The organism is Streptomyces sp. NPDC058373 (assembly GCF_042723275.1).
GTDB lineage: Bacteria > Actinomycetota > Actinomycetes > Streptomycetales > Streptomycetaceae > Streptomyces.
This window is the reverse complement of record NZ_JBHXJE010000021.1, coordinates 46,154-71,962: the sequence shown is the minus strand read 5'-3', so window position 1 is coordinate 71,962 and position 25,809 is coordinate 46,154. Positions and strand designations below refer to the sequence as shown.

At 74.3% G+C, this 25,809-nt stretch carries 18 protein-coding genes; 8 read left to right on the top strand and 10 right to left on the bottom strand.

Features of this window, described 5'->3' with window-relative positions; translation table 11 throughout:
- Window positions 1–25 precede the first annotated feature (25 nt).
- A complete protein-coding gene (locus ACFWMZ_RS15005; RefSeq protein WP_383201842.1) occupies window positions 26–769 on the bottom strand; it encodes an NADPH-dependent F420 reductase in 744 nt (247 codons plus the stop codon).
- A gap of 172 nt (window positions 770–941) precedes the next feature.
- Between ACFWMZ_RS15005 and ACFWMZ_RS15000 the strand changes: the two genes are divergently transcribed.
- Window positions 942–1,496, top strand: coding sequence for a glycoside hydrolase family 25 protein (locus tag ACFWMZ_RS15000; protein ID WP_383176113.1), 555 nt, complete (start codon window positions 942–944; stop codon window positions 1,494–1,496).
- Window positions 1,497–1,560: 64 nt separating this feature from the next.
- Complete coding sequence (locus tag ACFWMZ_RS14995; protein ID WP_383176110.1) at window positions 1,561–2,253, top strand: GNAT family N-acetyltransferase; 693 nt, start codon at window positions 1,561–1,563, stop codon at window positions 2,251–2,253.
- Between the two features lie 26 nt (window positions 2,254–2,279).
- Here the strand turns inward: ACFWMZ_RS14995 and ACFWMZ_RS14990 are convergent, their stop codons facing one another.
- The 6 genes from ACFWMZ_RS14990 to ACFWMZ_RS14965 all read right to left on the bottom strand — a co-directional run bounded on the left by ACFWMZ_RS14990 (window position 2,280) and on the right by ACFWMZ_RS14965 (window position 9,043).
- Window positions 2,280–2,894 carry an ADP-ribosyltransferase gene (locus tag ACFWMZ_RS14990; RefSeq protein WP_383176185.1) on the bottom strand — a complete coding sequence of 205 codons (615 nt, stop codon included), beginning with the start codon at window positions 2,892–2,894 and terminating at the stop codon, window positions 2,280–2,282.
- Window positions 2,895–2,983: 89 nt separating this feature from the next.
- Entirely contained in the window at window positions 2,984–3,742 is a 759-nt protein-coding gene (locus ACFWMZ_RS14985; protein WP_383201839.1) for a polysaccharide deacetylase family protein, read from the bottom strand.
- Window positions 3,743–4,213: 471 nt separating this feature from the next.
- Complete coding sequence (locus ACFWMZ_RS14980; protein ID WP_383176182.1) at window positions 4,214–4,672, bottom strand: ATP-binding protein; 459 nt, start codon at window positions 4,670–4,672, stop codon at window positions 4,214–4,216.
- A gap of 850 nt (window positions 4,673–5,522) precedes the next feature.
- Complete coding sequence (locus tag ACFWMZ_RS14975; RefSeq protein WP_383201836.1) at window positions 5,523–6,290, bottom strand: enoyl-CoA hydratase/isomerase family protein; 768 nt, start codon at window positions 6,288–6,290, stop codon at window positions 5,523–5,525.
- Between the two features lie 98 nt (window positions 6,291–6,388).
- Window positions 6,389–7,645, bottom strand: a complete 1,257-nt coding sequence (locus ACFWMZ_RS14970) for an Ig-like domain-containing protein (RefSeq protein ID WP_383176102.1) — start codon at window positions 7,643–7,645, stop codon at window positions 6,389–6,391.
- A 198-nt stretch (window positions 7,646–7,843) separates the two neighbouring features.
- Complete coding sequence (locus ACFWMZ_RS14965; RefSeq protein ID WP_383201833.1) at window positions 7,844–9,043, bottom strand: Ig-like domain-containing protein; 1,200 nt, start codon at window positions 9,041–9,043, stop codon at window positions 7,844–7,846.
- A gap of 226 nt (window positions 9,044–9,269) precedes the next feature.
- Between ACFWMZ_RS14965 and glgX the strand changes: the two genes are divergently transcribed.
- Window positions 9,270–11,546, top strand: a complete 2,277-nt coding sequence (glgX, locus tag ACFWMZ_RS14960) for a glycogen debranching protein GlgX (protein WP_383201830.1) — start codon at window positions 9,270–9,272, stop codon at window positions 11,544–11,546.
- A 24-nt stretch (window positions 11,547–11,570) separates the two neighbouring features.
- Here glgX and ACFWMZ_RS14955 read toward each other — a convergent pair whose 3' ends face one another.
- Together ACFWMZ_RS14955 and ACFWMZ_RS14950 are read right to left on the bottom strand one after the other, a co-directional pair.
- Window positions 11,571–12,341 carry an ABC transporter permease gene (locus ACFWMZ_RS14955; RefSeq protein WP_383176093.1) on the bottom strand — a complete coding sequence of 257 codons (771 nt, stop codon included), beginning with the start codon at window positions 12,339–12,341 and terminating at the stop codon, window positions 11,571–11,573.
- Window positions 12,338–13,240, bottom strand: a complete 903-nt coding sequence (locus tag ACFWMZ_RS14950; protein ID WP_383176090.1) for an ABC transporter ATP-binding protein — start codon at window positions 13,238–13,240, stop codon at window positions 12,338–12,340. Before ACFWMZ_RS14950 ends, ACFWMZ_RS14955 begins: the two co-directional genes overlap by 4 nt.
- A gap of 176 nt (window positions 13,241–13,416) precedes the next feature.
- Here ACFWMZ_RS14950 and ACFWMZ_RS14945 point away from each other — a divergent pair, with 176 nt between their 5' ends.
- The 5 genes from ACFWMZ_RS14945 (at window position 13,417) to ACFWMZ_RS14925 (ending at window position 22,884) form a co-directional block, all read left to right on the top strand.
- Window positions 13,417–15,309 carry an ABC transporter ATP-binding protein gene (locus ACFWMZ_RS14945; RefSeq protein ID WP_383201827.1) on the top strand — a complete coding sequence of 631 codons (1,893 nt, stop codon included), beginning with the start codon at window positions 13,417–13,419 and terminating at the stop codon, window positions 15,307–15,309.
- Window positions 15,306–17,243 carry an ABC transporter ATP-binding protein gene (locus tag ACFWMZ_RS14940; protein ID WP_383201824.1) on the top strand — a complete coding sequence of 646 codons (1,938 nt, stop codon included), beginning with the start codon at window positions 15,306–15,308 and terminating at the stop codon, window positions 17,241–17,243. The genes ACFWMZ_RS14945 and ACFWMZ_RS14940 overlap by 4 nt, the downstream gene beginning before the upstream one ends.
- A gap of 38 nt (window positions 17,244–17,281) precedes the next feature.
- Window positions 17,282–19,039 carry an ABC transporter transmembrane domain-containing protein gene (locus ACFWMZ_RS14935; RefSeq protein ID WP_383176081.1) on the top strand — a complete coding sequence of 586 codons (1,758 nt, stop codon included), beginning with the start codon at window positions 17,282–17,284 and terminating at the stop codon, window positions 19,037–19,039.
- A complete protein-coding gene (locus ACFWMZ_RS14930; RefSeq protein ID WP_383176078.1) occupies window positions 19,036–20,808 on the top strand; it encodes an ABC transporter ATP-binding protein in 1,773 nt (590 codons plus the stop codon). Before ACFWMZ_RS14935 ends, ACFWMZ_RS14930 begins: the two co-directional genes overlap by 4 nt.
- Before the next feature lie 504 nt (window positions 20,809–21,312).
- Window positions 21,313–22,884, top strand: a complete 1,572-nt coding sequence (locus tag ACFWMZ_RS14925) for a M4 family metallopeptidase (protein ID WP_383201821.1) — start codon at window positions 21,313–21,315, stop codon at window positions 22,882–22,884.
- A gap of 109 nt (window positions 22,885–22,993) precedes the next feature.
- Here the strand turns inward: ACFWMZ_RS14925 and glgP are convergent, their stop codons facing one another.
- The gene (gene glgP, locus ACFWMZ_RS14920) at window positions 22,994–25,663 is read right to left on the bottom strand and encodes an alpha-glucan family phosphorylase (protein ID WP_383201818.1); all 2,670 of its coding nucleotides are present in this window, start codon (window positions 25,661–25,663) and stop codon (window positions 22,994–22,996) included.
- Window positions 25,664–25,809: the final 146 nt, after the last annotated feature.

The following is a 25,809-nucleotide window of genomic DNA, read 5'->3' as shown; positions in this document are numbered from 1 at the left end:
CGGCGTGGCCCGCGCGGTCACCCCGTCAGGCGCGGAACTCGGCCGGCCGCTCCGGCTGGGCCTCGTCCAGCAGGCGGCGGACCTCCTCGGCGTCACCCCGGCTGTCGTAGACCGGGGTGCCGGGCTGCTGCCGCCAGGAGTCGTCGAGGGAGCCCGTGTCGACGGTGTCGAAGCCGAGGGCGTCGATGAGGTCCCGGACGACCTGCTTGGCGGCCGGGTCGTCGCCCGCGACGGGCAGGGCGTGGCGGTGCGGGGTGCCGGGCGGGGTGGGGCGGTCCAGGAGGTCCTGGGCGTAGGTGCAGTTGAACGCCTTGACCACCGGGTGGCCGATCTGCGCCGAGACCCAGCGGCTCTCGGGCAGCCCGTCCTCGATGGCGTCGATGCGGCCGTCGCGCTGCTGCGGGTAGTAGTTGTTGGTGTCGATGACGACGGCGCCGGGGTCCGCCCCTTCGAGGAAGCCCTTGGGCAGGTCGGGGACGTTCTTCAGAGGGACGGTGACGATGACGAGTTCGGCGCCGTCGGCCGCGTGCGCCGCCTCGGCCGCGGTGGCGCCGGTCTCCTCGGTGAGGGCACTGAGCGTCTCGGGCGAGCGGGAGTTGGCGACGGTGACCTGGTGGCCGAGGGCGGTGAGGCGGCGGGTGAGGTTGCCGCCGATGTTGCCCGCTCCGATGATGCCGATCCTCATGTCAGACCTTCCGACGGTGCTGCGGTGGGCGGACACCCGCGCGGCGTCCGCCCGGGGCCCCGGTCGGGGCCCTTGACAGACCATCAACAGGCGGCCTTCGCGTCGCTATTCCCTCCATCTCAGGAATCATCACTCTTTTGAGGGGCGTGAGCAGCGCATTGGGCGCGTCGAGGCGGCGTGCGCGCGTCGGCCCTGCGGTCACGGGGCAGGCCGTGGGAACGAGAGAGCGCACCGGCGAACACAGGAGGCAGGGACCGTGCTGCACGGCATCGACATCAGCTCCCACCAGAAGTCGTTCGAGACCGACGGCGTCGACTTCGTCTTCATCAAGGCGACCGAGGGCCGGTCGTACGTCAGCCCGCAGTTGGCCGACCAGACCAAGCGGGCCCGCGACGCCGGGTGCACGGTCGGCTTCTACCATTTCCTCTGGCCGGACAACATCAAGGCCCAGGCGGAGTATTTCCTCTCCAAGACCGAGGAGCGCGAAGGCGATCTGCTGGCCCTGGACTGGGAGCGCACCGGTGACGGCTCCGCGGCGAGCAGCAAGGAGAAGGACACCTTCCTGCGCGAGGTGAAGCGGCTCCGCCCGGACCACCGCGTCCTGCTCTACTGCAACCGCGACTTCTGGCTCAACCGGGACACCAGTTCCTACGCGGGCGACGGCCTGTGGATCGCGGACTACGTGAAGAAGGGCAAGCCCCGCATCAAGGCCGAGTGGTGCATTCACCAGTACACGGACCGTCCGCTGGACAAGAACGTCGCCAACTTCGACGGGCAGGAGGAGCTCACGGCCTGGGCCCGGCGCGAATGAGGCGCCGACGCCCGCCTCCGGGAGGTAGGTTGCCCCTCTCAGCCGGGACGAGGGGGCAGTGCGCATGGGGGCGACGGAGCAGGCCGAACCGTGGTGGGGCGAGGAGCGCGGCGCGGCGGCGCCGGGAGCGGTGCTGCGGGCAGCCGCACGCGGCGTCTTCCCGCCCGCCGACGGCGGCACGACGGTCCTGGCGCAGCCGGACACCCGGCACGCCGGGGTCTGGGCCTTCACCGCCCACTCGGTGGTCTTCCTCGACGAGGATCCGGCGTGGGTGCTGCGCGCCCTGCACGGGGTCGACGCGGACCCGCTGGCCGCCTCGATGAACCCGTTCTTCCTCGCCGAGCTGGCCCGCCGCACCGGCCGGCACGTCGAGACGGTCGACCTGGTCACGGCCGCCACCAGGCTGCCGGGTCCGCCGCCGCTCCCTCTGCGCCGGGCGGACGACTCGGACCACCCCCGGGTCGCCTCCGCCCGCAAGCGCCGCGAGGAGGTACGCGCCTGGGCCACCGAGGACGGCGCGGGCGTCCTGGTCCTCGGGCGGGGACCGGCCGGGCGCTGGGAGATCGGGCTGGAGGTGGGCGAGGCGGCCCGGCACGCGGGGCTGGGGCGGCAACTCGCGCGCTCCGCCCGCCACCTGGTCCCGGACGGAGAGGCGGTCTGGGCACAGCAGGCCGCCGGGAACACCCGCAGCATCCGGGCGTTCCAGGCGGCCGGTCACCGGCCCGTCGCCGCGGAGGCGCTGCTCGTCGCGGGCTGAGGGGCCGGGGCCCGGGGCGGTACCCGTCAGCGGCGCCGCCACGGCCGGTAGTCCGGGTTGTCGACGCACTCGGACATGACCTCCTGCTTGGCCGTGCGGTCGACCGGGCACGCCCCGACGATGAACTCGCTGCGGATCCCCCCGGCGAACGCCACCTCGCGCTGCTCGGCCCAGCGGTGGGTCTCCCCGATGGTGCGGTTGACGTCGATGCCGCCGGGCGCGTCGATGTAGTAGTTCCAGTCACTCCTCCACTGCTTGTACAGGTCGTGGTCGTAGGAGGTGGAGACGTACGGCGAGGGCTGGTTGACGAGGACGTAGGCCTCCAGGTCGTACTGGCCGTCCACGGTGTCCTTCGGCAGGAAGCCCTCGTCGAAGATGACGGCGGGCGGGCGGCCGTCGGCCCGGTAGAGCTGGGCGCAGTTGTCGCGGAAGGCCGGCTCGGGGGTGATGCGGCCGGCGTCCACCCGGGGGTCGGCGGCGGCCATCAGCGGGTCAGCGACGACCGGGCAGGCCGCGGCGGCGCGGGGCGCGGCCGGTGCGGGGGCGGCGGGCTCCGCGGCCGAGACGGCGGGGGCGGCGAGCAGCGCGGACAGGGAGAGGGTGAGCGCGGCGGCACGGCGGCGCAGGCGGGTCATGATCACGCGGGCACCCTCGGGGACGACCCGGCCCGCGAACGGGACCCTCACCTGATGGTGGTGTGTCGCGGACGCGGAGCTGACGCCGGACCGACTCAGGCGAGCAGCCGGGAGGCGGTCACCGGGCGCAGCCCCCGGCGGGCCAGTTCCTCGGCGATGAGCGGCAGCGCCTCGGCGGTACGCGGGTGGCCGAGCGGCAGCGCGATCACCGAACCGGGGCGGCAGGGGCCGATGGCGGCGCGGACCAGGGCGGCCGTCCCGCGGTCGGCGGCGGCGCAGGCGTCGACGTCCTGGCCGAGCAGGTGCGGGTACCCGGCGGCGCGGGCCGCCGCGACGACGCCGGGCGTGGCGTGCCCGTCACCCGGCGCCCGGAACCAGGCGCCCGGGGACCCGGTCAGCCGCCGCAGCCGCTCCGCGCACCCCGCGATCTCGGCACGGGCCCGCTCCTGGGGCAGCCGGTCGAGCGGCCGCCCGTGCCAGCCGTGGTTGCCCAGCTCGTGCCCCGCGGCCAGCGCCTGCCGGGCCCGGCCCGGCTCCCGCTCCAACCAGACCCCGGTGACCAGCAGGGTCAACGGCGTGGCGGCCCGGCCGGCGGCCTCCAGCAGCGGTTCCGCGTCCGGGTGCGGCGAGCCGCCGTGGCAGGTGAGGGCGACACGGTCGCGGTCCCGGGGGCCGTGGGCGATCCGCACGGGCAGCCCGGCAAGGTTCCGGGGACCCGGCGCGGCCGCGTCGGCGCCCCGCCCGTCCGGAACCGGGCGGGCGCATGCCGCCACGAGCCCCGCCACGGCGAGGGGCGCGGCACCGAGCAGGGCCCGGCGCGTGGTCGTTCCGGCGGGGGTACGGGGTCGGGTCACGGGGCCCATTCAAAGGGCGCGGCCCCTCCGGGCGCGGGAGGCCGGGCGGGCCCTGCGGGGACGGCACCCGTTGGGGGCAAGGCCGGGGGTACGGCTCGGGGCGGACCCGGCCTGGGCGGGCCGGCCTGAGGCGGACCCGGAACGATGGTCCCCCGCCTGCCGAGGGCGCCCCGCCACGATCATGCCAATCGGCAGGTTTTCCTGCCTCACGCCTGCCTTTCTTGCAGCGCGTGGCCGATCTCACCATAGATTCTCGAAGCAGTGCCCTGTTACGTCCACATTCGCCCCCTTCGACTCTTTGGCCGCGAGGACACCTCTCTGCCATAGTCGGAGACACGGCCCCCATTGACCCGGGCGAGGCTGTCCTCGACGTCGCGGACCACACCCCTTTGTCCGCGGCGTTCCCAGAAACCCCCGCAGCGCCTCACCGACGGCGACAGGGGGTTTCTGCGTATCCGGGCCCGGCGGGCCTCAGCGGTCGACGACCCGCAGCTCGAACCAGACGTACTTGCCGACGGGCAGCAGGTCCGCGCCCCAGCGGTCGGAGAGTTTGTCCACGAGGAAGAGGCCGCGACCGCCGATGTCGGCGGGCTGCACCGGCAGCATGCAGGGCAGGCCGCGCGAGGGGTCGCGTAACTCGACCTTGATCCGGCCGCGGGTGCGGGTGATGCGCAGGCCGAACCCCCGGGCGCCGGTGTGCAGGACGGCGTTGCCGACCAGTTCGGAGGCGAGCAGGACGGCCACCTCGCTCAGCTGCGGGGTCAGGCCCCACTGGTGGACCACGACGAGCCGGGTCAGTCGCCGGACCGTCCGGGCGGCGTCCGGTTCGGAGTGGATGAACACCTCGCCGTCGGCCGGACTGCCGTACCGCGCCAGCGCCTCGCGCGCCTGTTCGTCCTCCACGGCCGGCCCTCGCCGGTCCGCGACCATGCCGCCTCGTCGCTGCGGCTGCTCGATGCCCTCCAACCCCGCCATGCGCACCATCATGGCGGCCGACAGGGCCGTTCGGGCCCGTTCCAGTGGAATAGGACCCGCGTATTGGCGCGGGTCCTCGTGACGATGGGCATATGCCTTCGGCATAGCAGGGGTGGGTGCAGGAGGGCTGACCTGTACTTACGCACCGTTTTGGCATCGTCACCCGAGGTCATGCCTGCGGCGCTCGGGGGTGGGGGGTGTGCCTCCGGGCGGGGGCCTTGGGTCCTGGTTCACCCCTGGGGTGGTCAACTCCGCGCCACTCCACGCGAGTTGACCTGACCCCGACATGCCTCGGCCGGGGCGGCCTCAGGCGCCGGCCGGGCTGGAGAATGGCCTCAATCGCCGACCGGGCTGAAAAGACGGCCTCAACCGCCGGCCGGGCTGGGTGTGGCCTCAACCGCCGGCCGGGCTGGGTGTGGCCTCAAGCGCCGGCCCGGCTCAGTGGCCTCAAGCGCCGGCCCGGCTCAGTGGCCTCAAGCGCCGGCCCGGCTGGAAAGATGGCCTCAAACGCCGGCCGGGCTCGAATTGGCCTCAAGCGCCGGCCGGGCTGGTTCTGCCCGACTGGGCACTTGAGGCCACCACCCCTTCAGCCGGTGGGCGCCAACGCCACCTCGGCCATCTCCAGCCCGGCCGGCACTTGAGGCCACCACCCTCAGCCCGACGAGAGCCGAGACCGCCCCCACAACCCCTCAGCCCGGCCGGCGCTTGAGGCCACACCCAGCCCGGCCGGCGCTTGAGGCCACACTCCGCCCGGCCGGCGCTTGAGGCCAGGGAGCCCGGCCGGCGGGTGAGGCCAAGGCTCGGGTCAGAGGAAGTTGGCCTTGCCGGGCCCGTCCTCGACGAAGCTGCGCATCCCCCGTTCGCGGTCCTCCGTGGCGAACAGCCCGGCGAACCAGGTGCGTTCGATGGTCAGCCCGGTGTCGATGTCGGCCTCCAGCCCGGCATCGACCGCCTCCTTGGCCGCGCGCAGCGCGATCGCGGGGCCCTTGGCCAGCCGCCCGGCCCAGGCGCGGGCCGCCTCGTACACCTCGGCGGCCGGCACCACCTGGTCGGCGAGGCCGATCCGCAGGGCCTCGTCCGCGCGGACCTGGCGCCCGGTGAAGATGAGGTCCTTCGCCTTGGCGGGACCGATCAGCCGCGGCAGCCGCTGGGTGCCGCCCGCCCCCGGGATCAGGCCGAGCAGGATCTCGGGCTGCCCGAACTTGGCGTTGTCGGCGGCGATCCGGTGGTCGGCGCAGAGCGCCAGCTCGCACCCGCCGCCGAGCGCGTACCCGGTGACGGCCGCGACGACCGGCTTCGGGATGCGGGCGATGGCGGTGAACGCCTCCTGGAGGCCGCGGGAGCGCGCGACCATCGCCGCGTGGTCCATCTCCCGCATCTCCTTGATGTCGGCGCCGGCCGCGAAGACCTTCTCGCCGCCGTAGAGGATCACGGAGCGGACGTCGTCGCGGTGGGTCACCTCCTCGGCGAGGGCCTTGAGCCGGTCCTGGACGGCGATGTCCAGGGCGTTCATCGGGGGACGGTCGAGCCGGATGGTGCCGATGCCGTCGGCGACGTCGAGATGCACAGTCATGGCGGGCAGGCTATCGGCCGCCCCGCCCGGCACGGCCGCGCCCCGGGAACGCGCGCGGGCCCCGGCCTGGTCCGGCCGGGCCCGCGGGGCGGAACGGGTCAGCCCTTGGGCTGCGGGTTCCACTTGTCCCAGTCGAGGTTCCAGGCGTTGAGCCCGTTCCACCACTGGATCTTCTTGTCGTCGGAGTTCTTGACCACGACCACGTCGCCGATCATCGAGTTGTCGTAGAACCAGGCGCCGGGCGCCTTCTTGTCCCAGCCGCCGCGGGTGTCGCGCAGGCCGACGCAGCCGTGGCTGGCGTTGTAGTTGCCGAAGGCGCCGCCGGACCAGTAGTTGCCGTGGATGAAGGTGCCGGAGGTGGAGAGCCGCATGGCGTGCGGCACGTCCTTGATGTCGTACTCGCCGCCGAAGCCGACGGTCTCCCCGTTCATGCGGGTGACCTCGTGCTTCTCGGTGATGACCATCTGGCCGTTGTAGGTGGTGGTGCCGGGGGCGCCCGCCGTGATCGGGATGGTCTTGAGGAGCTTGCCGTCCCGCTCCACCTTCATCGTCTTCTTCTTTGCGTCCACCGTGGAGACCTGCGAGCGGCCGACGGTGAAGGAGACCTTCTTGGCCTGCTCGCCGTAGACACCGGGCCGCCCCTCGACGCCGTCGAGGTTGAGCTTGACGGTGACCTTGGTGCCCGGCTTCCAGTACTTCTCGGGCCGGAAGTCGAGCCGGTCGTTGCCGTACCACTGGGAGCGGATCTCCACCGCGGGCTCGGCGGTGACGGTGACCGCCCGCTCGACCGCCTCCGGCGCGGTGATGCCGCGGGTGAAGCGGAGCGAGACCGGCATGCCGACGCCGACCTCGGAGCCGTCCTCCGGGGTGAAGTGCCCGACGAAGGTGTTCTCCGGGACCAGCGTGGTGAAGGTCTGGTCCTTGGCCGACTCGCGGCCCTCGGCGTCCTCGGCCACCGCGTGCACCCGGTACTCGGTCGCCGCCGCCAGGTGGTGGGCCGGCTTCCAGGAGGCGCCGTCCTTGGCGACGGTGCCCTTGATCTCGTTGCCCTTGGTGTCGGTGACCTTCACCGACGACAGCTCGCCCTGCTCGGCGGTGACCTTCAGCGCGCCGCTGGTCGCCACCGACTCGGCGCCGTCCTTCGGCGCGATCGAGACGACCGCCTTCGACGGCACCGCCTTCTCCGCCGCCGCCGGCTTCCCCGCAGCCGCCTTGTCGTCCTCCGCCTTGCCTTCCCCGCCGGAGCCGCAGGCGGTCAGCGCCACCAGCATCGCCCCCAGCACCAGGCTCGTCGCGCCCCGCGCACGCCCGGTGCGTGCACCAACCGACGCCCCCGATATCGGTCGCCCGTTCACAGTCTGTCTCCCCTCGCACGGCCTGCCCCCAGGCCCGCACTTGTGGCGCCTGATCCGCGCCCGCCCAGCGCCGCTCCCGGATCGGTCACGGGGCGGCACTGGGTAGATAACCACACAGCTCAGGGGGGTGACCCGGGAGGGATGTCACCGTTCGGTCCCAACTGGCGGGCGGGGACGCGCGGGTGCGCCGGAGAGGGGTCAGCCGAGCGCCGAACCGGCCCGCCACTCCCGCCAGTCGAGGTTCCAGCCGCCCAGCCCGTTGTCGGGCGCCACGGTCCGGTCGTCGGAGTTGACCACCTCGACCACGTCCCCGATCAGGCTCCGGTCGAAGAACCAGCCGGCCGGCGTCGAGGGGCCGCCGCCCCTCACGTCGCGCAGCCCGACGCAGCCGTGGCTGACGTTGCTGCTGCCGAAGACCGAGGCGCCCGCCCAGTAGTTTCCGTGGAGGAAGGTGCCCGAGCGGGTCAGCCGCATCGCGTGCGGCACGTCCGGGATGTCGTACTCGCCGCCGAAGCCGACGGTGGACCCGTCCATCCGGGTGATCTCCAGCATCTCGGTCACCACCATCTTGCCGTTGTACGTGGTGGTGCCCGGCGCCCCCGCGGTGACCGGCACCGTCACCGGTTCCTCGCCCGCGCGGACCACCCGCAGGGTGTGCGCGGCCGCGTCCACCGTGCTGACCTGGCTACGGCCGACGGTGAAGGTGAACGCCTTGCGCTGGAGGCCGAAGACCCCGGGCGCGCCCTCCACGTCCCGCAGCCGCAGGTCGACGGTGACCTCGGTGCCGGGTTCCCAGTACTCCTCGGGCCGGAAGTCGAGCCGGTCACGGCCGAACCAGTGTGCGGCGACCGGCACTTCGGGGTCGGCCGTGACCCGCACCGCGCGCTCCACCGCCGCCCGGTCGCTGATCTCCCGGTTGAACTCCAGCGAGACGATCATGCCGGTGCCGACCGTGGCGCGGTTCTCCGGCGTCACGTAGCCGATGAACCGCTCCTGGGGCACCAGGGTGGTGAAGGTGGCGTGCCGCGCCGCCCGGCGCTCGCCGTCCGAGGCGACGGCGTCCACGGTGTACTTGGCGGCCAGCGCCAGGGAGCCGTCGACGGGCCGCCAGCGCCGGCCGTCGCCGGAGAGTTCCCCGGGGACCGGCTCGTCGCGGGCGTCCTGGGTGCGGACCACCTTCACCGACTCCAGCCGCCCCCGGTCCACCCGCACCTCCAGCTCCTGGCCGGGGCCGACCTCGACGCTGCCGTCCGAGGGGGTGATGGTGATCAGCACCGGACGGCCGGGGCCGCCGCCCGCTCCGTCGTCGCCCAGGCCGGGGCCGCTCCCCGCCCCGCATCCGGCGAGGGCGGCCACCAGGGCCAGCACCGCCGCCGCTCCCGCTACTGCGCGCCGCACGCGCGTCCTGTCGTTGTTCACGACGGATGCAACGACGGGCCCCCACCCCGGGAAACGTCACCCCGCCGCGCGCCGCCACTTCGGCGTAAGGGGTGTCTTCACCGGCCTGGAGGCAGTACGAACGGTCCGCCCTGGGCAGTAAGAGAGGAGAAGGACCTACGTGCGGGCGGCGGCCGGGACTCCGCAGGCTCCGTGCCGGTCCGCCGGAGCCGCGGGAGGCCGACAGGTGTCGAGCGCAGCCGAACAGCGAACCGTCCAGCACGGCGCGGGCGGGGCCGGACCCCCCGCGCCCGCGCCGCAGCCGACCGACCGGCGCCGCGGCCCCGGGGCGCCGGGCGCGCCCGTCTGGCCGGGCGCCCCGCACCCCTTGGGCGCCCGGCACCGCACCGGGCCCGACGGGGTCACCGGCACCAACTTCGCCCTGTGGGCGGGCGGCGCCGAGGCCGTAGAGGTCTGCCTCTTCGACGCCTCGGGCGCGGAGACCCGCTGCCCGCTGCCGGAGTTCACGCACGGCATCTGGCACGGCTTCCTGCCCGGCGTCGGCCCGGGCCAGCGGTACGGCTACCGGGTGCACGGCCCGTGGGACCCGTGGACCGGCGCCCGCTTCAACCCGGCCAAGCTCCTCCTCGACCCCTACGCCCGCGCCGTCGACGCGCCGCGCGGCGCCGACTACCGGCGGCTGCCGCCGGAGGTGTACGGCCACGTCCGCGACTGGCCGCAGCAGGAGTACGCCGACACCGTCCGCGACGACCGGGACTCGGCGCCGTACGTCCCCAAGGGCGTCGTCGTCCACGACGACGGGCCGGACGTGTGGGCCGACGACGTGCGCCCGAAGACGCCGTGGGCCGACACCGTCATCTACGAGCTGCACGTGCGCGGCTTCACCATGCGCCACCCGGACATCCCCGAGGAGCTGCGCGGCACCTACGCGGGGCTCGCCCACCCGGCGGCCATCGCCCATCTGGTGGAGCTGGGGGTGACGGCGGTCGAGCTGCTGCCGGTGCACCAGTTCGCCCACGAGGACCACCTGCTGCGGCGCGGGCTCGGGAACTACTGGGGGTACAACTCGCTGGGCTGGTTCGCACCGCACGCCGCGTACGCCGCGGGCGGCACCACCGGGCAGCAGGTGGGCGAGTTCCGCGCGATGGTCAAGGCGCTGCACGCGGCGGGCATCGAGGTCGTCCTCGACGTGGTCTACAACCACACCGCCGAGGCCGGGGAGCTGGGCCCCACCCTCAGCCTCAAGGGCATCGACAACGCCGGGTACTACCGCCTCCAGTCCGACGCCCGCCGCTACGCCGACTACACCGGCTGCGGCAACACCCCGCACGTGGTCCAGCCGCACGTGCTGCGGCTCATCACCGACTCGCTGCGGTACTGGGTGACGGAGATGGGCGTGGACGGCTTCCGTTTCGACCTGGCGGCGGCGCTGGCCCGCTCCTTCCACGACGTGGACATGCTCTCGCCGTTCCTCGCGGTGATCGCCCAGGACCCGGTGCTGCGCCGGGTCAAGCTGATCGCCGAGCCGTGGGACGTGGGCATGGGCGGCTACCAGGTGGGCGCCTTCCCGCCGCTGTGGACCGAGTGGAACGACCGCTACCGCGACGCCGTCCGCGACTTCTGGCGCGGCGCCCTGCCCGACGTGCGCGACCTGGGCTACCGGCTCTCCGGCTCCAGCGACCTCTACGCCTGGGGCGGCCGCCGCCCGCACGCCTCCGTCAACTTCGTGACCGCCCACGACGGCTTCACCCTGCGCGACCTGGTCAGCTACGAGCGCAAGCACAACGAGGCCAACGGCGAGGCCAACCGCGACGGCACCGACGACAACCGCTCCTGGAACTGCGGTGCCGAGGGCGAGAGCGACGACCCGGCGGTGACCGCCCTGCGCCACCGCCAGCTCCGCAACCTGCTGACCACCCTGCTGCTCTCCACCGGCGTCCCGATGCTCACCGCGGGGGACGAGATGGGCCGCACCCAGGGCGGCAACAACAACGCCTACTGCCAGGACGACGGGACGAGCTGGGTCGACTGGTCGCTGCGCGACGACCCCGCCTGGGCCGACCTGCTGGCCCTCACCCGGCGGCTGATCGGGCTGCGCCGCGCCCACCCCGTGCTGCGCAGCCGCTCCTTCTTCGCCGGGCGGGCGCAGGCCGAGGACGGGCTGCGGGACCTGGCGTGGTTCACCGCGCACGGGCGGGAGATGACGGAGGGCGACTGGTACGCCCCCACCGACACCCTCGCCCTCTACCTCTCCGGCCGCGACATCCCCGACCAGGACGAACGCGGTACGCCGGTCACTGACGCCAGCTTCCACATCGTGCTGCACGCCGGGCACGCCCCCGTCGAGGTCACCCTGCCGGGCGCCCCCTGGGCCGAGGCGTACGAGGTGGCCGTCGACACCGCCGCCGAGCGGCAGGCGGCCAAGCCGGGCACCGTCCACACCGGCGGCGCCACCGTCACCGTGCCGGGGCGCTCGGTGCTGGTGCTGCGGGTCCGCGAGTGAGCCGGGCGGGCGCCCCTGGCCCGCTCACTCCCAGCGGAACCAGCGGACGGCGCCCAGCGACAGCAGCAGCCCCCACAGCGCGGCCACGCCCAGGTGCGACCAGGACGGCCAGTCACCGGCGGCGGCCTGGTCGAGCGCCTGCACGGACGCGCCGAACGGGGTGAGGGAGACGATCCGGGCCAACAGGTCGGGCATGGCCTGCACCGGGAACCACACCCCGGCCGTGAACATCGACGGGAAGAAGACCACCGAGCCGACGGCGGTGGCGATCTTGGTGGTGGGCGCGAGCGCCGAGATGAACGCCCCCAGCGCCAGCGCGCAGACGATGGCGAGGAGCAGCGCCAGCAGGTAGCCGCCGGCCTGCCGGGGCAGCGCCACGTCGAAGACGGCCCGGCCGACCACGATCACCAGCAGAGCGGAGACCAGCGCGGCCAGCCCGTGCAGCCCCATCTGGGCGCCGAGCACCGACTGCGGGCGGACCGGGGTGACCGACATCCGGCGCAGGATGCCGCGCTCCCGGTAGCCGGTGATGACGGGGGGCATCGCCTGGAGCCCGGACATGATCATCGCGAGCACCACGGAGATCGGCACGTACAGCTCGATGATCCGCTGCCCGCCGTTCTCCGGGTCGGGTTCGCGGAAGCCGGGGATGGCACCCAGGATCACCAGGAGCAGCACGGGGAAGCCGAGGATCCAGAAGAGGCTGCCCGGCTCCCGCAGGAAGAGGCGGGTCTCGGTACGCAGCACGGCGCGGCCGGGCGACGCCGTGCGGGCGGGGGCGGCGGCGCTGCTCATGCGGCTTCTCCTGTCAGGTCGAGGAAGGCGTCGTCGAGGGTGGCGTCGGCGATCCGCAGCCGGTGCGGGGTGACGCCGGTGCGGCCGAGGAGGGCGAGCAGGGCCGCCACCGTCTCGTCGGTGCCGGTGAGGGTGGTCACCCCGTCGCGCTCCTCGGCGGAGGCGAGTGCGGGAAGCGCGGCCACCTCGGCGGCGGGCAGCGGGCCGGAGGGGGCGAAGGAGATGACGACCGCACCGGCGGCGCGGCTGACCAGGCCCGCCGGGGTGTCGAGGGCGGCGAGGCGGCCGCCGTCGATGACGGCGATCCGGTCGCAGAGCCGCTGGGCCTCCTCCATGAAGTGGGTGACCAGCAGGACGGTGACGCCGCTGTCGCGGACCTCCTCGATGAGCGACCAGGTCTCCCGGCGGGCGCGCGGGTCGAGGCCGGTGGTCAGCTCGTCCAGGACGACGACACGCGGGTTGCCGATCAGCGCCAGCGCGATGAACAGCCGCTGCTTCTGGCCGCCGGAGAGTTTGGCGAAGCGGGTGCCCAGCTTCTCGGTCAGGCCGAGGCGCTCGGCGAGGGCGCGCCAGTCGGCGGGGTCCGGGTAGCAGGCGGCGTAGAGCTGCAGGGCCTCCTGGACGGTCAGTTTCGGCTGGAGCTCACTCTCCTGGAGCTGGGCGCCGAGCACCCGGGTGACGCCGTCCCGGTCGCGGACGGGGTCGAGTCCGGCGACGCGGACCGTCCCCGCGTCGGGGCGGCGCAGTCCCTCGACGCACTCCACGGTGGTGGTCTTCCCGGCGCCGTTGGGGCCGAGAACGCCGAAGATCTCGCCTTCCTCGACGGTGAACGAGATGCCGTCCACGACGGTGCGGCCGCCGTACGCCTTGCGTACTCCGCTGACTTCGATGATGGGCATGGACGGGAGTATCCCGACCGGGGTGTGACGCCCGCCTCATCCGATCGGATGAGGTGTGGCCCGCAGCGGACCCCGACGAGCGGGGGCCGAGGTGTCAGGGGCAGGTCCCGGGGCCGAGCCCGGCTGGGTCAAAAGTCACTGGTCGGTGTCGTTGGCGAACCGTACGCTCACTGCTGATGTCTGACTCTCCTTCGCCCCCCGAGGCCGCCCCTGAGGCCGCCCCCGACGCCTCGCCCGACGGGGCCGAGCCGTCGGCGGTGCGCTCGCTGCTGCGGCTGTGGCCGTACGTCCGTCCGGTGCGGGCGCGGCTGCTCGCCGCCGTCCTCGTCGCCGTCGTCGCCTCGTGCGTCAGCCTGGTGATCCCGCTGGTCCTCAAGTGGATCGTGGACGGCCCGGTGGCCGGGGGCGACCCCGGCGGGGTCTGGCTGGGCGCCTTCGTGCTGCTCGGCATCGGGGTCGCGGAGGCGCTGCTCTTCGGCTTCCGCCGGTGGCTGGTGGCGCGTCCGCTGGCCCGGGTGGAGGCGACGATGCGCGGGGACCTCTTCTCCCACATCCAGCGGCTGCCGGTCGCCTTCCACGACCGCTGGGCCTCGGGCCAGTTGCTGTCGCGCGGCACCACCGACCTGATGATGCTGCGGATGTTCCTCGCCTTCCCGCTGACCTTCCTGGTGGTCAACGGCGCGACGATCCTCGTCGGCATGGCCGTCCTGCTCGTGCAGGAGTGGACGCTGGGGCTGGTGCTGCTGCTCCCCGTGCTGCCGCTGATCGCGGTCTGCTCACTCTTCGAGTCGCGGTACGCGCGGGTGGCCCGGCGCGCCCAGGACCAGTTGGGCGACCTGACCACGGTGGTCGAGGAGAGCGTGCTCGGCATCCGGGTCGTCAAGGGGTTCGGCCGCCACCGCAGCCAGGCCCGGGCCTTCCGGGAACAGTCCCGCGGGGTGCGCGCCACCGAGCTGGCCAAGGCCCGGCTGCTCGCCGCGATCTGGGCGGTCATCGTGATCCTGCCGGAGCTGGCGCTCGGTGCGGCGCTGGTCCTCGGCGTCGTCCAGGTCGCCGACGGCGATCTGTCGGCGGGCACCTTGGTGGCCTTCCTGACGACGGCGCTGGCGCTGCGCTGGCCGGTGGAGTCGATCGGCTTCCTGCTGGCGATGTGCCAGGAGGCGGCGACGGCGACACGGCGGTACTTCGAGGTGCTCGACGTGGCCCAGGAGTCGCAGGGCCCGGACGCGCCCGGGGACGCCGTGGCGCGCGGCGGGGTGCCGGAGCCGGACGGCACCGGTGACGGTCTGCGCTTCTCCGGCGTCGTCTTCCGCTTCCCCGACGCCGCGCCCGGCTCCCGGCCGGTGCTCGACGGCATCGACCTGCACGTCCGCTCCGGCGAGACGATGGCGCTGGTGGGCGCCACCGGCAGCGGCAAGACGGCGCTGACGGCGCTTGTCCCCCGGCTGCACGAGGTGACGGCCGGGCGGATCACGCTGGACGGGGAGGACATCACCGCGCTCTCCCGCGACGAGTTGCGGACCCGGGTGGCGCTCGCCTTCGAGGAGCCGACGCTCTTCTCGGCGTCGGTCGGGGAGAACGTCCTGATGGGCGCGGACGGCCGGGCCGGGGAGCCGGAGCTGCGCCGCGCGCTGGAGGTGGCCCAGGCCCACTTCGTGGACCGGCTGCCGGACGGCACGGGCACCCAGGTCGGCGAGCAGGGGCTGAGCCTCTCCGGCGGCCAGCGGCAGCGCCTCGCACTGGCCCGGGCGGTGGTGGGCTCGCCGCGCTTCCTGGTGATGGACGACCCGCTCTCCGCCCTCGACGTCCACACCGAGGCGCTGGTGGAGGAGGCGCTGCGCCGGGTGCTGCGCGGCACGACGGCGCTGGTGGTGGCGCACCGCCCCTCGACGGTGCTGCTCGCCGACCGGGTGGCGCTGCTCTCCGGCGGCCGGATCACCGCTGTCGGCACCCATCAGGAACTGCTGCGGGAGAGCGCCGAGTACGCCTGGCTGATGTCGGGGGCCGACGCGCCGCCCGGCGACGGCGGGCACAGGACGGCGGAGATGGCGAAGGGAACGAGCAGATGACCACCCAGTCCCGCCCGCAGGATCCCCCTGCCGAAGGGCCTGCCGAGGGGACCACCGGGGAGACCGAGGCGCAGGCCGCCCGACCCTCCCCCGCCGGCTCCGCCTCCACCGCCGCGCCGAAGACTCCTGTCACTCCGGCCCCCGACCCCTTCGACCAGGACGACCTGCCCGCCCCGCCCGGCGCGACGGGGTCGCTGCTGCGCTCCCTGCTGGCGCCGATGCGCGGCCGGGTCGCCCTCGTCGTCCTCCTGCTCCTCCTCCAGCAGGCCGCCATCCAGGCGGGCCCGCTGCTGGTGGCGTACGCGATCGACCAGGGAGTTCCGGCGGTGCGGGACGGCCGGTGGGGGCCGCTGGTGGCGGTCGGCGCCGGCTATCTGGTGTGCGCGCTGGCGGGCGGGCTGCTCCAGTACGCCTTCCTGACCCGGTCGGCGGTGGTCAGCCAGGACGTCCTGCTGGAGCTGCGGGGGCGGATCTTCCGGCACGGGCAGGCGCTGAGCCTGGACTTCCACGAGCGGTACACCTCGGGGCGGCTGATCTCCCGGGCCACCACCGACGTGGAGTCGCTGCGCGAACTGCTCGACGAGGGGCTCCAGGAGCTGGTGACGGTCCTGGTGTCGTTCGTCTACATCGGCGGGATGCTGCTCTGGCTGGATCTGGGCATCGGCTCGGTGGCGGTCCTCTCCTTCGTCCCGCTGTACCTGCTGATCCGGCTCTACCAGCGCCGGGTGGGCCGGGTGTACGCCCGCAGGTCGACGGCGATCGCCCGGGTCATCGTCAAGTTCACCGAGACGGTCAACGGCATCCGCCCGGTCCGCGCGTTCCGCCGCGAGCGGGCCAACGACGCCGAGTTCGCCGCCCTCAACCGCACCCACGAGCGGTCCAACGGCGACGCGCTGCTGGAGATGGCCCGGTACGTGGTCGGCTCCCGGCTGGTGGCCAACACGGCGGTCGCGGCCATGGTCCTGTGGGGCGCCTGGCGGGTCGCGGACGGCGTGCTCGCCCTCGGCGTGCTGGCGGCCGCCGTGCTGTACGTACGGCGGCTGTACGACCCGATCGACCGGATGGCGATGTTCCTCAACGCCTACCAGTCGGCGGCGGCCTCGCTGGAGAAGATCGCGGGGCTGCTGGCGCAGCGCCCCGCCGTCCCCGAGCCCCAGTCGCCGGTGGCGCTGCCCGCCCTGGCCGGTGAGGCGCCGGGCCGGAGGGTGGAGTTCGCCGGGGTCTCCTTCGGCTACCGCACCGGCGGCGAGGTGCTGCCCCGCTTCGACCTGGTGATCCCCGCCGGGCAGACCGTCGCCGTGGTCGGCTCGACCGGCGCGGGCAAGTCGACGCTGGCCAAACTGCTGGCCCGCTTCTACGACCCCTCCGGCGGCCAGGTCCTGCTGGACGGCGTGGACCTGCGCGAGCTGGCCACCCCCGAACTGCGGCGCGGCGTGGTCATGGTGACGCAGGAGGCGTTCCTCTTCTCCGGCACGGTCGCGGAGAACATCGCCATCGGCCGCCCCGACGCGACCCGCGAGCAGGTGGAGGCGGCGGCCCGGGCCATCGGCGCCCACGCCTTCATCGCGGCGCTGCCCGACGGGTACGACACCGACGTCCGCAAGCGGGGCGGCCGGATCTCGGCGGGCCAGCGCCAGCTGGTCGGCTTCGCCCGCGCCCTGCTCGCCGATCCGGCGGTGCTGATCCTGGACGAGGCGACCAGCTCGCTGGACCTCCCCGGGGAGCGCGCGGTGCAGCGGGCCCTGGCCACGGTGTTGCGGGGCCGCACCGCCGTGGTGATCGCCCACCGTCTCTCGACGGTGGAGATCGCCGACCGGGTCCTGGTGATGGAGGGCGGCCGGATCGTGGAGGACGGCGAGCCGGGCGAACTCATCGGAGGCACCGGGGTCTTCGCCGGGCTGCACCGGGCCTGGCGGGAGAGTGTGGTGGGCTGACGCGCCCCTGGACCGGGGGTGTCGCTACCGTGCGGTGGATGAATGACGCACCCGAGGATCCCGGAGCGCCCGACCGCCGCAGCGCGGGGCGGTACCTGTGGTGGCTGGTCACCAGTCAGCGCCGCCGGATCACCGCCGGTGCGCTGCTGGGCAGTGCCTGGATGGTCTGCCTGACGCTGCCGCCGTACGTGCTGTCCCGCGCCATCGACGACGGGCTGGTACCGGGCCGGTGGCCCGTCCTGCTCGGCTGGGTGGCGGTACTGCTGGGCGTGGGGGTGCTGGACGCGTGGCTCTCCGTCCTGCGGCACCGCACGATGACCCGGGTGCGGCTGGACGCCGTCTTCCGTTCCGTGCGGGTGGTGGTCCGGCAGGCGACCAGGCTGGGCGCGGCGTTGCCGCGCCGGGTCACCACCGGGGAGGTCCTCACCATCGGCTTCGGCGACGTGGCCGTGATCGCCAACACGCTGACCGTCACCGGCCCCGGCGTCGGCGCGGTCCTCGCCTACCTCGTCGTGGCCGCGCTGCTGCTGGCCGTCTCGCCGCTGCTCGCCGTGGTGGTGCTGCTCGGTGTGCCGCTGCTCGCGGTGCTGGTCGGCCCGCTGCTGGGGCGCCTCCAGGGCGTCGAGGCGGCGTACCGGGAGCAACAGGGCCGGCTCGCCTCCCGGTTCGAGGACATCGTCGGGGGGCTGCGCGTCCTCAACGGCATCGGCGGCAAGGAGATGCACGCCGAGCGCTACCGGCGCGGTTCCCAGCGGCTGCGGACGGAGGGGTACCGCGTCGGCGCGGTGACCAGCTGGGTCCAGGCCCTGGGGGTGGGCCTGCCCACACTGTTCCTCGGGGCCGTGACCTGGCTGGCGGCGCGGATGGCCGCGCAGGGGGAGATATCCGTCGGCGAGCTGGTCGCCGTGTACGGGTACGCCGCGGTGCTGGTGGTGCCGGTCTCCTCCTTCATCGAAGGCGGCTACGACCTCAGCCGTGGCCTGGTCGCCGCCCGCCGAGTCGTCCGCTTCCTGGCCCAGGAACCCGATTCCACCGGCCGGGGGGCGACCGCCGACGCGCCCGCGCGGCCGTCCACGCTCCGTGATCCGGCATCCGGTGTCGAGGTGGCGCCCGGCGAGCTGACCGCCCTGGTGAGCGCCCGGCCGTCGGAGTCCGCCGCGGTGGTCGACCGCCTCGGCCGCTTCGCCGGGTCGGCCGCGACCTGGGGCGCGATACGCCTGGACGAGATCGACCTGACGCAGGTGCGGCGGCGCGTCCTGGTCGCGGACAACGAGGCCGATCTGTTCGCCGGCCCGCTGCGCGAGGTGATAGGCGGCTGGGACCGGGACGAGGAGGCCATCGGCCGCGCCGTCCACGCGGCCATGGCGCAGGACATCGTGCGCGGCCTGCCCGACGGCCTCGACTCGCCGGTCGAGGCGCGCGGCCGCAACCTCTCCGGCGGCCAGCGGCAGCGTGTCCGCCTGGCCCGGGCCCTGCTGGCCGATCCCGAGGTGCTCCTGGCCGTCGAGCCCACCTCGGCGGTCGACGCCCACACCGAGGCGGCCGTCGCGGCCCGGCTGCGCACCGCCCGGGCCGGCCGCACCACTCTGGTCACCACCACCTCGCCCCTCCTGCTGGACCAGGCGGACACCGTGTATCTCCTGGTCGAAGGCTCCGCCGCCGCCGTCGGCACCCACCGGGAACTCCTCGACCGGGAGCCCGGCTACCGCCGCCTGGTCTCCCGCGGCGCGGACGACGAGGACCACGACCGCACCGGCGAGGAACCCGGCCCGCGACTCCGGAAGGCCGTGCGATGACCACCGACTCCCCCGCGACGCCCCGGGCCCTGCCCGTCGCCGAGCCGTCCCGCGTACGCCGGGCGGCACTCGGGCTGATCCGGCGGGACGCCGCCGCCTTCGCCGCCATGATCGGCCTCAACGCGCTGGCCGCCGGCGCCGGACTCGTCGGTCCCTGGCTGCTGGGCCGCATCGTCGACGAGGTGCGGGGCGGGGCCGGGGTGGCAGCGGTGGACCGCCTCGCGCTCACCATCCTCGTCTTCGCCCTGCTCCAACTCGTCCTCACCCGGTACGCGGCCCTCCTCGGACACCGCTTCGGCGAACGCGGCCTGGCGCGGATGCGCGAGCGGTTCGCCGACCGGGCGCTCGCCCTGCCCGCCTCGGTGGCCGAGCGGGCCGGCACCGGCGACCTGATGGCCCGCGGCACCACCGACGTCGCCGAGGTCGGCGCCACCCTCCGGGAGACCGGCCCCCAGGTCCTCGTCGCCGGGGTCCAGGCGCTGTTCATCCTCGGTGCCGTCTTCGCCCTCGATCCGCTGCTCGGCGCCTGCGGGGTGGTGGGCCTACTCGGCATCTGGTTCGCCGCCCGCTGGTACCTGCGCCGGGCGCTCACCGCGTACCTCGCCGAGGGGGCCGCCAACTCGGCCCTCGCCGAGCAGCTCGCGGCCACCGCCGCCGGGGCCCGCACGATCGAGGCCCTCGGGCTCCAGGAACGCCGGGTGGCTGCCTGCCAGGAGGAGATCGAACGGTGCCGCACGACCCGCGCCAGGACCCTCTTCCTCCGCAGTGTGCTCTTCCCGGCCGTGGACGTCTCGTACGTCGTTCCCGTGGTCGGTGTGCTGCTGGTCGGCGGCGTGCTGCACGACCACGGCACGATGAGCCTCGGCGCGGTGGTCGCCTCGGCCCTGTACCTGCGGCAGCTCTCCCAGCCCCTGGACACCGTCCTCCAGCAGATGGAGCAACTCCAGTCCAGCGGCGCCGCCTTCGCCCGGGTCGAGGGGCTCGGCGCGGTCGCGCGGGCACCATTCCCCGCTCCCCGCACACCGGCCGACGACCGGATCGAGGTGGCCGGGGCGCGCTACGCGTACGAGGGCGCGAGCGACGTCCTGCACGGCGTCGACCTGACGGTCCGGCCGGGTGAGCGGCTGGCGATCGTCGGCCCGTCCGGGGCGGGCAAGACCACCCTGGGCAGGCTGCTGGCGGGCGTCGACAGGCCTCGCACCGGCTCGGTGACGGTGGGGCGGGTTCCCGTCGCCGACCTGGCCCCCGGCCGGCTGCGCCGCCATGTCGTCCTCGTCACCCAGGAACACCACGTCTTCCTCGGCACGCTGAGGGACAACCTGCGGGTCGCCGCCGCCGACGCCACCGACACCGAACTGCGCGCGGCACTCGCCGCCGTCGGCGCCGACTGGGCCGCCGGACTGCCGGACGGGCTGGACACCGACCTGGGCCACGAGGGGCACCGGCCGGACGGCGCCCAGGCGCAGCAACTCGCCCTGGCGCGCGTGGTACTGGCCGACCCGCACACGCTGATCCTCGACGAGGCCACCGCGCTCCTGGACCCGAGGACCGCCCGGCACACCGAACGGGCGCTGGCCGCCGTCCTCGAAGGCCGGACCGTCATCGCCGTCGCGCACCGCCTGCAGACGGCCCACGACGCCGACAGGGTGGCCGTGATGGAGGACGGCCGGCTCACCGAACTCGGCACCCACGACGCGCTCGTGGCGGCCGACGGCGCCTACGCCGCGCTCTGGCGTTCCTGGCACGGCGAGCGGCCCCCCTCCTCCTGAGTGCGGCCGGACCGAGGAGGCGACGTCGGCCCCCTCGGCGGGCCGCCTGCCGACGGCGGCACCGAGCAAGCCGCGCGGCGCTGACGAGCAGACCGACCACCGGGACTTCGCGGCGGACGAGAAGGGGGACTGCCCGTACGGGCCCCCGGGAGAACCGGTCTGCCGTGAGCCAACGCGCCCCGGCGCGCCCCGCATAGCGGACTTCGGCCACCTCTGGGCGGACGATTTCCGGCCAACCTCCGGCCGATGCATGGCATGTACACGCCACAAGTGGCACGCTTCCCCCGCACGGACCGCACGGACCGCACGGTTCGCACAGACCGCACACCACGCACGGCACCACAGCACCGCAGAGCCACACCCGCCCGGACCGCCCCACGCCTCCCGGGCGAACAGACGTACCCGCACCGCTACTTCCCCATCCGGGCCGCAGCCATGCGCCCCGGTCCCCCACATCCGGCCCGGGCGCACGCCGTCGGGGCCGGCCCTCACCAGGGAGCGCGCGTGACCCCCCACATATCCCGCCGCCGTACCGGCCTCGCCCTGTCCACCGCCGTCGCCGCCGGCGCGCTGCTCGCCGCCGGGCTCTCCTCCGGCGGAGCCGTCGCCCAGCCCGCCGCCGACCAGGTGCCCGCGGCCGCCCCGGCCGCCCTCTCCGCCAACGCCAAGGCGAGCCTGCTCCAGGAGGCGGACTCCGCGAAGGCGGCGACCGCCCGCGCGATCGGCCTCGGCGCCCAGGAGAAGCTGGTCGTCCGCGACGTGGTCAAGGACCGCGACGGCAGCCTGCACACCCGGTACGAGCGCACCTACCAGGGTCTGCCCGTCCTCGGCGGCGACCTCGTGGTGCACACCGACAAGTCCGGCGCCACCGACGGCGTCACCAAGGCCGTCGAGGCCGAGATCGATGTGGAGACGGTCACCTCGGCCGCCGCCCCGAAGGGCGCCCGCAAGGTCGTCTGGGCCGCGAAGGGCGCCCCGAAGCTGGCCTTCGAGAAGGTCACCGAGTCGACCAAGAAGGACGGCACCCCGCAGGAACTGCACACCGTCACTGACGCGGCCACCGGCAAGCAGCTCTTCCAGTGGGACGCCGTGCACAGCGGCACCGGCGAGAGCCAGTACAGCGGCACCGTGGAACTGGGCACCACCGCCTCGGGCAGCGGCTACGAGCTGACCGACGGCGAGCGCGGCGGCCACAAGACGTACGACCTGGAGAACGGCTCCTCCGGGACCGGCACCCTCTTCACGGACGACGACGACAAGTGGGGCGACGGTACGCCGAACGACCCGGCGACCGCCGCCGTCGACGCCGCCTACGGCGCGGGCGCCACCTGGGACTACTACGAGCAGGTGCACGGCCGCAGCGGCATCAAGGGCGACGGCGTCGGCGCGTACTCCCGCGTGCACTACGGCAACAACTACGTCAACGCCTTCTGGACCGACAGCTGCTTCTGCATGACCTACGGCGACGGCGCGGGCAACGCCGCCCCGCTCACCTCGCTCGACGTCGCCGCCCACGAGATGACGCACGGCGTCACCTCGGTGACCGCCGGCCTGGTCTACAGCGGCGAGTCCGGCGGCCTCAACGAGGCCACCAGCGACATCTTCGCCACCGCCGTCGAGTTCCACGCCGACAGCGAGGACGACGTCCCGGACTACCTCATCGGCGAGAAGATCGACATCAACGGCGACGGCACCCCGCTGCGCTACATGGACCAGCCCTCGAAGGACGGCTCCTCCGAGGACTACTGGTACGACGGCATCGGCAACGTCGACGTGCACTACTCCTCGGGCGTCGCCAACCACTTCTTCTACCTGCTCTCCGAGGGCAGCGGCGCCAAGGAGATCAACGGCGTCTCCTACGACTCGCCGACCTCCGACGGCGAGCCGGTGACCGGCATCGGCATCGAGAAGGCCGAGCAGATCTGGTTCAAGGCGCTCACCCAGTACATGACCTCCACCACCGACTACGCGGCGGCCCGCGAGGCCACCCTGGAGGCGGCGAGCGAGCTGTACGGCGCCGACTCGGCCGAGTACCAGGGCGTCGACCGCGCCTGGGCGGCGGTCAACGTCAGCTGACCCGAGGCGAGGGGCGGGGCCGCGCGGCCCCGCCCGCACGGACCGCGGCACCCGGGGTTGAGCGCTCGCCCCGGGTGCCGCCTCGTCGTTCCGCCGCTCGCGGGGCGGGTCAGCGCAGCAGGACGCCCGCCTCCTGCCCGGCCGCCTCCGCCGGGACGGCGATCAGCCCCATCTCGGCGCCGGAGGCCAGCAGCCGGTGACTGGGCAGCACCCGGACCGTGTAGCCGAAGCTGCCGGTGCGGTCGAGGGCGAGGGGGCCCTCGAAGGTCCAGCGGCCGTCCAGGTCGGGGCCGCCCGGCGCGGGCTTCAGCGGCACCCGGGCGGCGTCGCTGATCCGGTCGTCGCCGTCGACGTGGCCGGAGACGGCCTGCACCTCGACGTCCTCGGGCGCCAGGTCGCCGAGGCGGACCCGCACCCGCAGGGCGAGGGTGGCACCGAGCTGGGCCGGGGACTCGGTGCCCTCGGGTCCGTCGGCCCCGTCGGCGCCCGCGTCGACGTGCTCCACGGCCACCTGCGCCCAGCTGGCCCGCACCCGCTCCTTGTAGGCGGCGAGTTCGCGGGCCTGGCCGGGGCCGAGCGCGCGGTGGGCGCGGGCGGCGGGGGCGTAGAGGGTCTCTACGTACTCGCGGACCATGCGGCCCGCGATGACCTTCGGGCCGAGCCGGGTGAGGGTCTCGCGGACCATGCCGATCCAGCGGTCGGGGAGGCCGTCGCGGCCACGCTCGTAGAAGCGGGGGGCGACGCGGTTCTCCAGCAGCTCGTAGAGGGCGGCGGCCTCCAGGGCGTCGCGGCGCTCCGTCTCCTTGGCGGTGAGGTCGCCGCCGCCGTCGGCGGTGGGGACGGCCCAGCCGAAGTCCGGGTCGTACCACTCGTCCCACCAGCCGTCGAGGACGGAGAGGTTGAGGCAGCCGTTGAGGGCGGCCTTCATCCCGGAGGTGCCGCACGCCTCCAGCGGACGGAGCGGGTTGTTGAGCCAGACGTCGCAGCCCGGGTAGAGCTTCTGGGCCATCGCCATGCCGTAGTCGGGCAGGAAGGCGATGCGGTGGCGGACCCCGGCGTCGTCGGCGAACCGCACCAGCTCCTGCACCAGCCGCTTGCCGCCGTCGTCGGCCGGGTGCGCCTTCCCGGCCACCACGATCTGCACCGGCCGCTCCGGGTGGAGCAGCAGCGCCCGCAGCCGGTCGCGGTCCTGGAGCATCAGCGTGAGCCGCTTGTACGAGGGGACCCGGCGGGCGAAGCCGATGGTCAGCACCTCCGGGTCGAAGGCGGTGTCGACCCAGCCCAGCTCGGCGGGCCCGGCGCCGCGCTGGCGCCAGCCTGCGGCGAGGCGGGTGCGGATCTCCTGGACCAGCTGCTCGCGCAGGGTGCGGCGGAGCTCCCAGATCTCCCGGTCGGAGATCTGCCCGATGGCGTCCCACCGCTCGGGCCCGCCGACGCTGAGGGCATCCTCGGCGCGGCCGGGGCCGATCCGGCGGGCGCCGAGCCGCAGCACCTCGGGGGCGACCCAGGTCGGGGCGTGGACGCCGTTGGTGACGGAGGTGATGGGCACCTCCTCGGCGTCGAAGCCCGGCCACAGTCCGGCGAACATCTCCCGGCTGACCTGCCCGTGCAGGGTGGAGACCCCGTTGGCGCGCTGGGCGAGCCTGAGGCCCATCACGGCCATGTTGAACAGGCCGGGGTCGCCGCCCGGGTAGGTCTCGGTGCCGAGCGCCAGGACGCGGCCGGTGTCGATGCCGGGGAGTTCGGCGCCGTCGCCGAAGTGGCGGGCGACCAGGGAGCGGTCGAAGCGGTCGATCCCGGCGGGCACCGGGGTGTGGGTGGTGAAGACCGTCCCGGCGCGCACCACCTGGAGGGCCTGGTCGAAGTCGAGGCCGGGCCCGTCGGGGGCGGGCGCGCCCAGTTCGTGGACGCGCTCCAGGCCGAGGAAGCCGGCGTGGCCCTCGTTGGTGTGGAAGACCTCGGGCGCCGGGTGGCCGGTGAGGCGGCAGTACGCCCGCACCGCGCGGACGCCGCCGATGCCGAGCAGCATCTCCTGGTGGAGCCGGTGCTCGCTGCCGCCGCCGTAGAGCCGGTCGGTCACCTCGCGGGCGGCGGCGTCGTTGTCCTCGACGTCGGAGTCGAGCATGAGCAGCGGGACGCGGCCGACCCGGGCCTGCCAGACGCGGGCGCGCAGCACCCGGCCGCCGGGCAGGGCGAGGCGGATCAGGGTCGGGGTGCCGTCGGCCTCGCGCAGGAGGCTCAGCGGCAGCTCGTCGGGGTCCAGGACCGGGTAGTGCTCCTGCTGCCAGCCGTCCCGGGAGAGGGACTGGCGGAAGTATCCGTGGCGGTAGAGGAGCCCTACGCCGATCAGGGGGACGCCGAGGTCGCTGGCGGACTTGAGGTGGTCCCCGGCGAGGATGCCGAGGCCGCCGGAGTACTGCGGCAGGGCGGCGGTGACGCCGAACTCGGGGGAGAAGTAGGCGACGGCGGCGGGCAGGGAGCCCTCCTGGCGCTGGTACCAGCGGTCGCCTTCGAGGTAGTCGGTGAGGTCGTCGACGGCGGCGGTCAGGCGGAGCCGGAAGCGCCGGTCGGCGGCGAGGGTGTCGAGGCGTTCGGGCGGGACGGCGGCGAGCAGCCGGACGGGGTCGCCGGTGGCGGCCCAGCGGGCCGGGTCGACCGACTGGAAGAGTTCACGGGTCTCCGCGTGCCAGGACCAGCGCAGGTTGCGGGCCAGGTCGCTGAGGGGGCGGAGGGGCTCGGGGAGGACGGGACGCACGGTGAATCGACGCATTGCCTTCACGGTTCCACCTTCGCAGGATTCATGGGCTTTTGTGGGGCGGCTCGCATCATCGGGCGTCAGGTGGGCGCGGGGCAGGGGGCGCACGGGGCGCGCCGCGTCGCGCTGACGGGGCGCCGGCCCCATCGGGCGCGGGTCGGCGGGCCCCG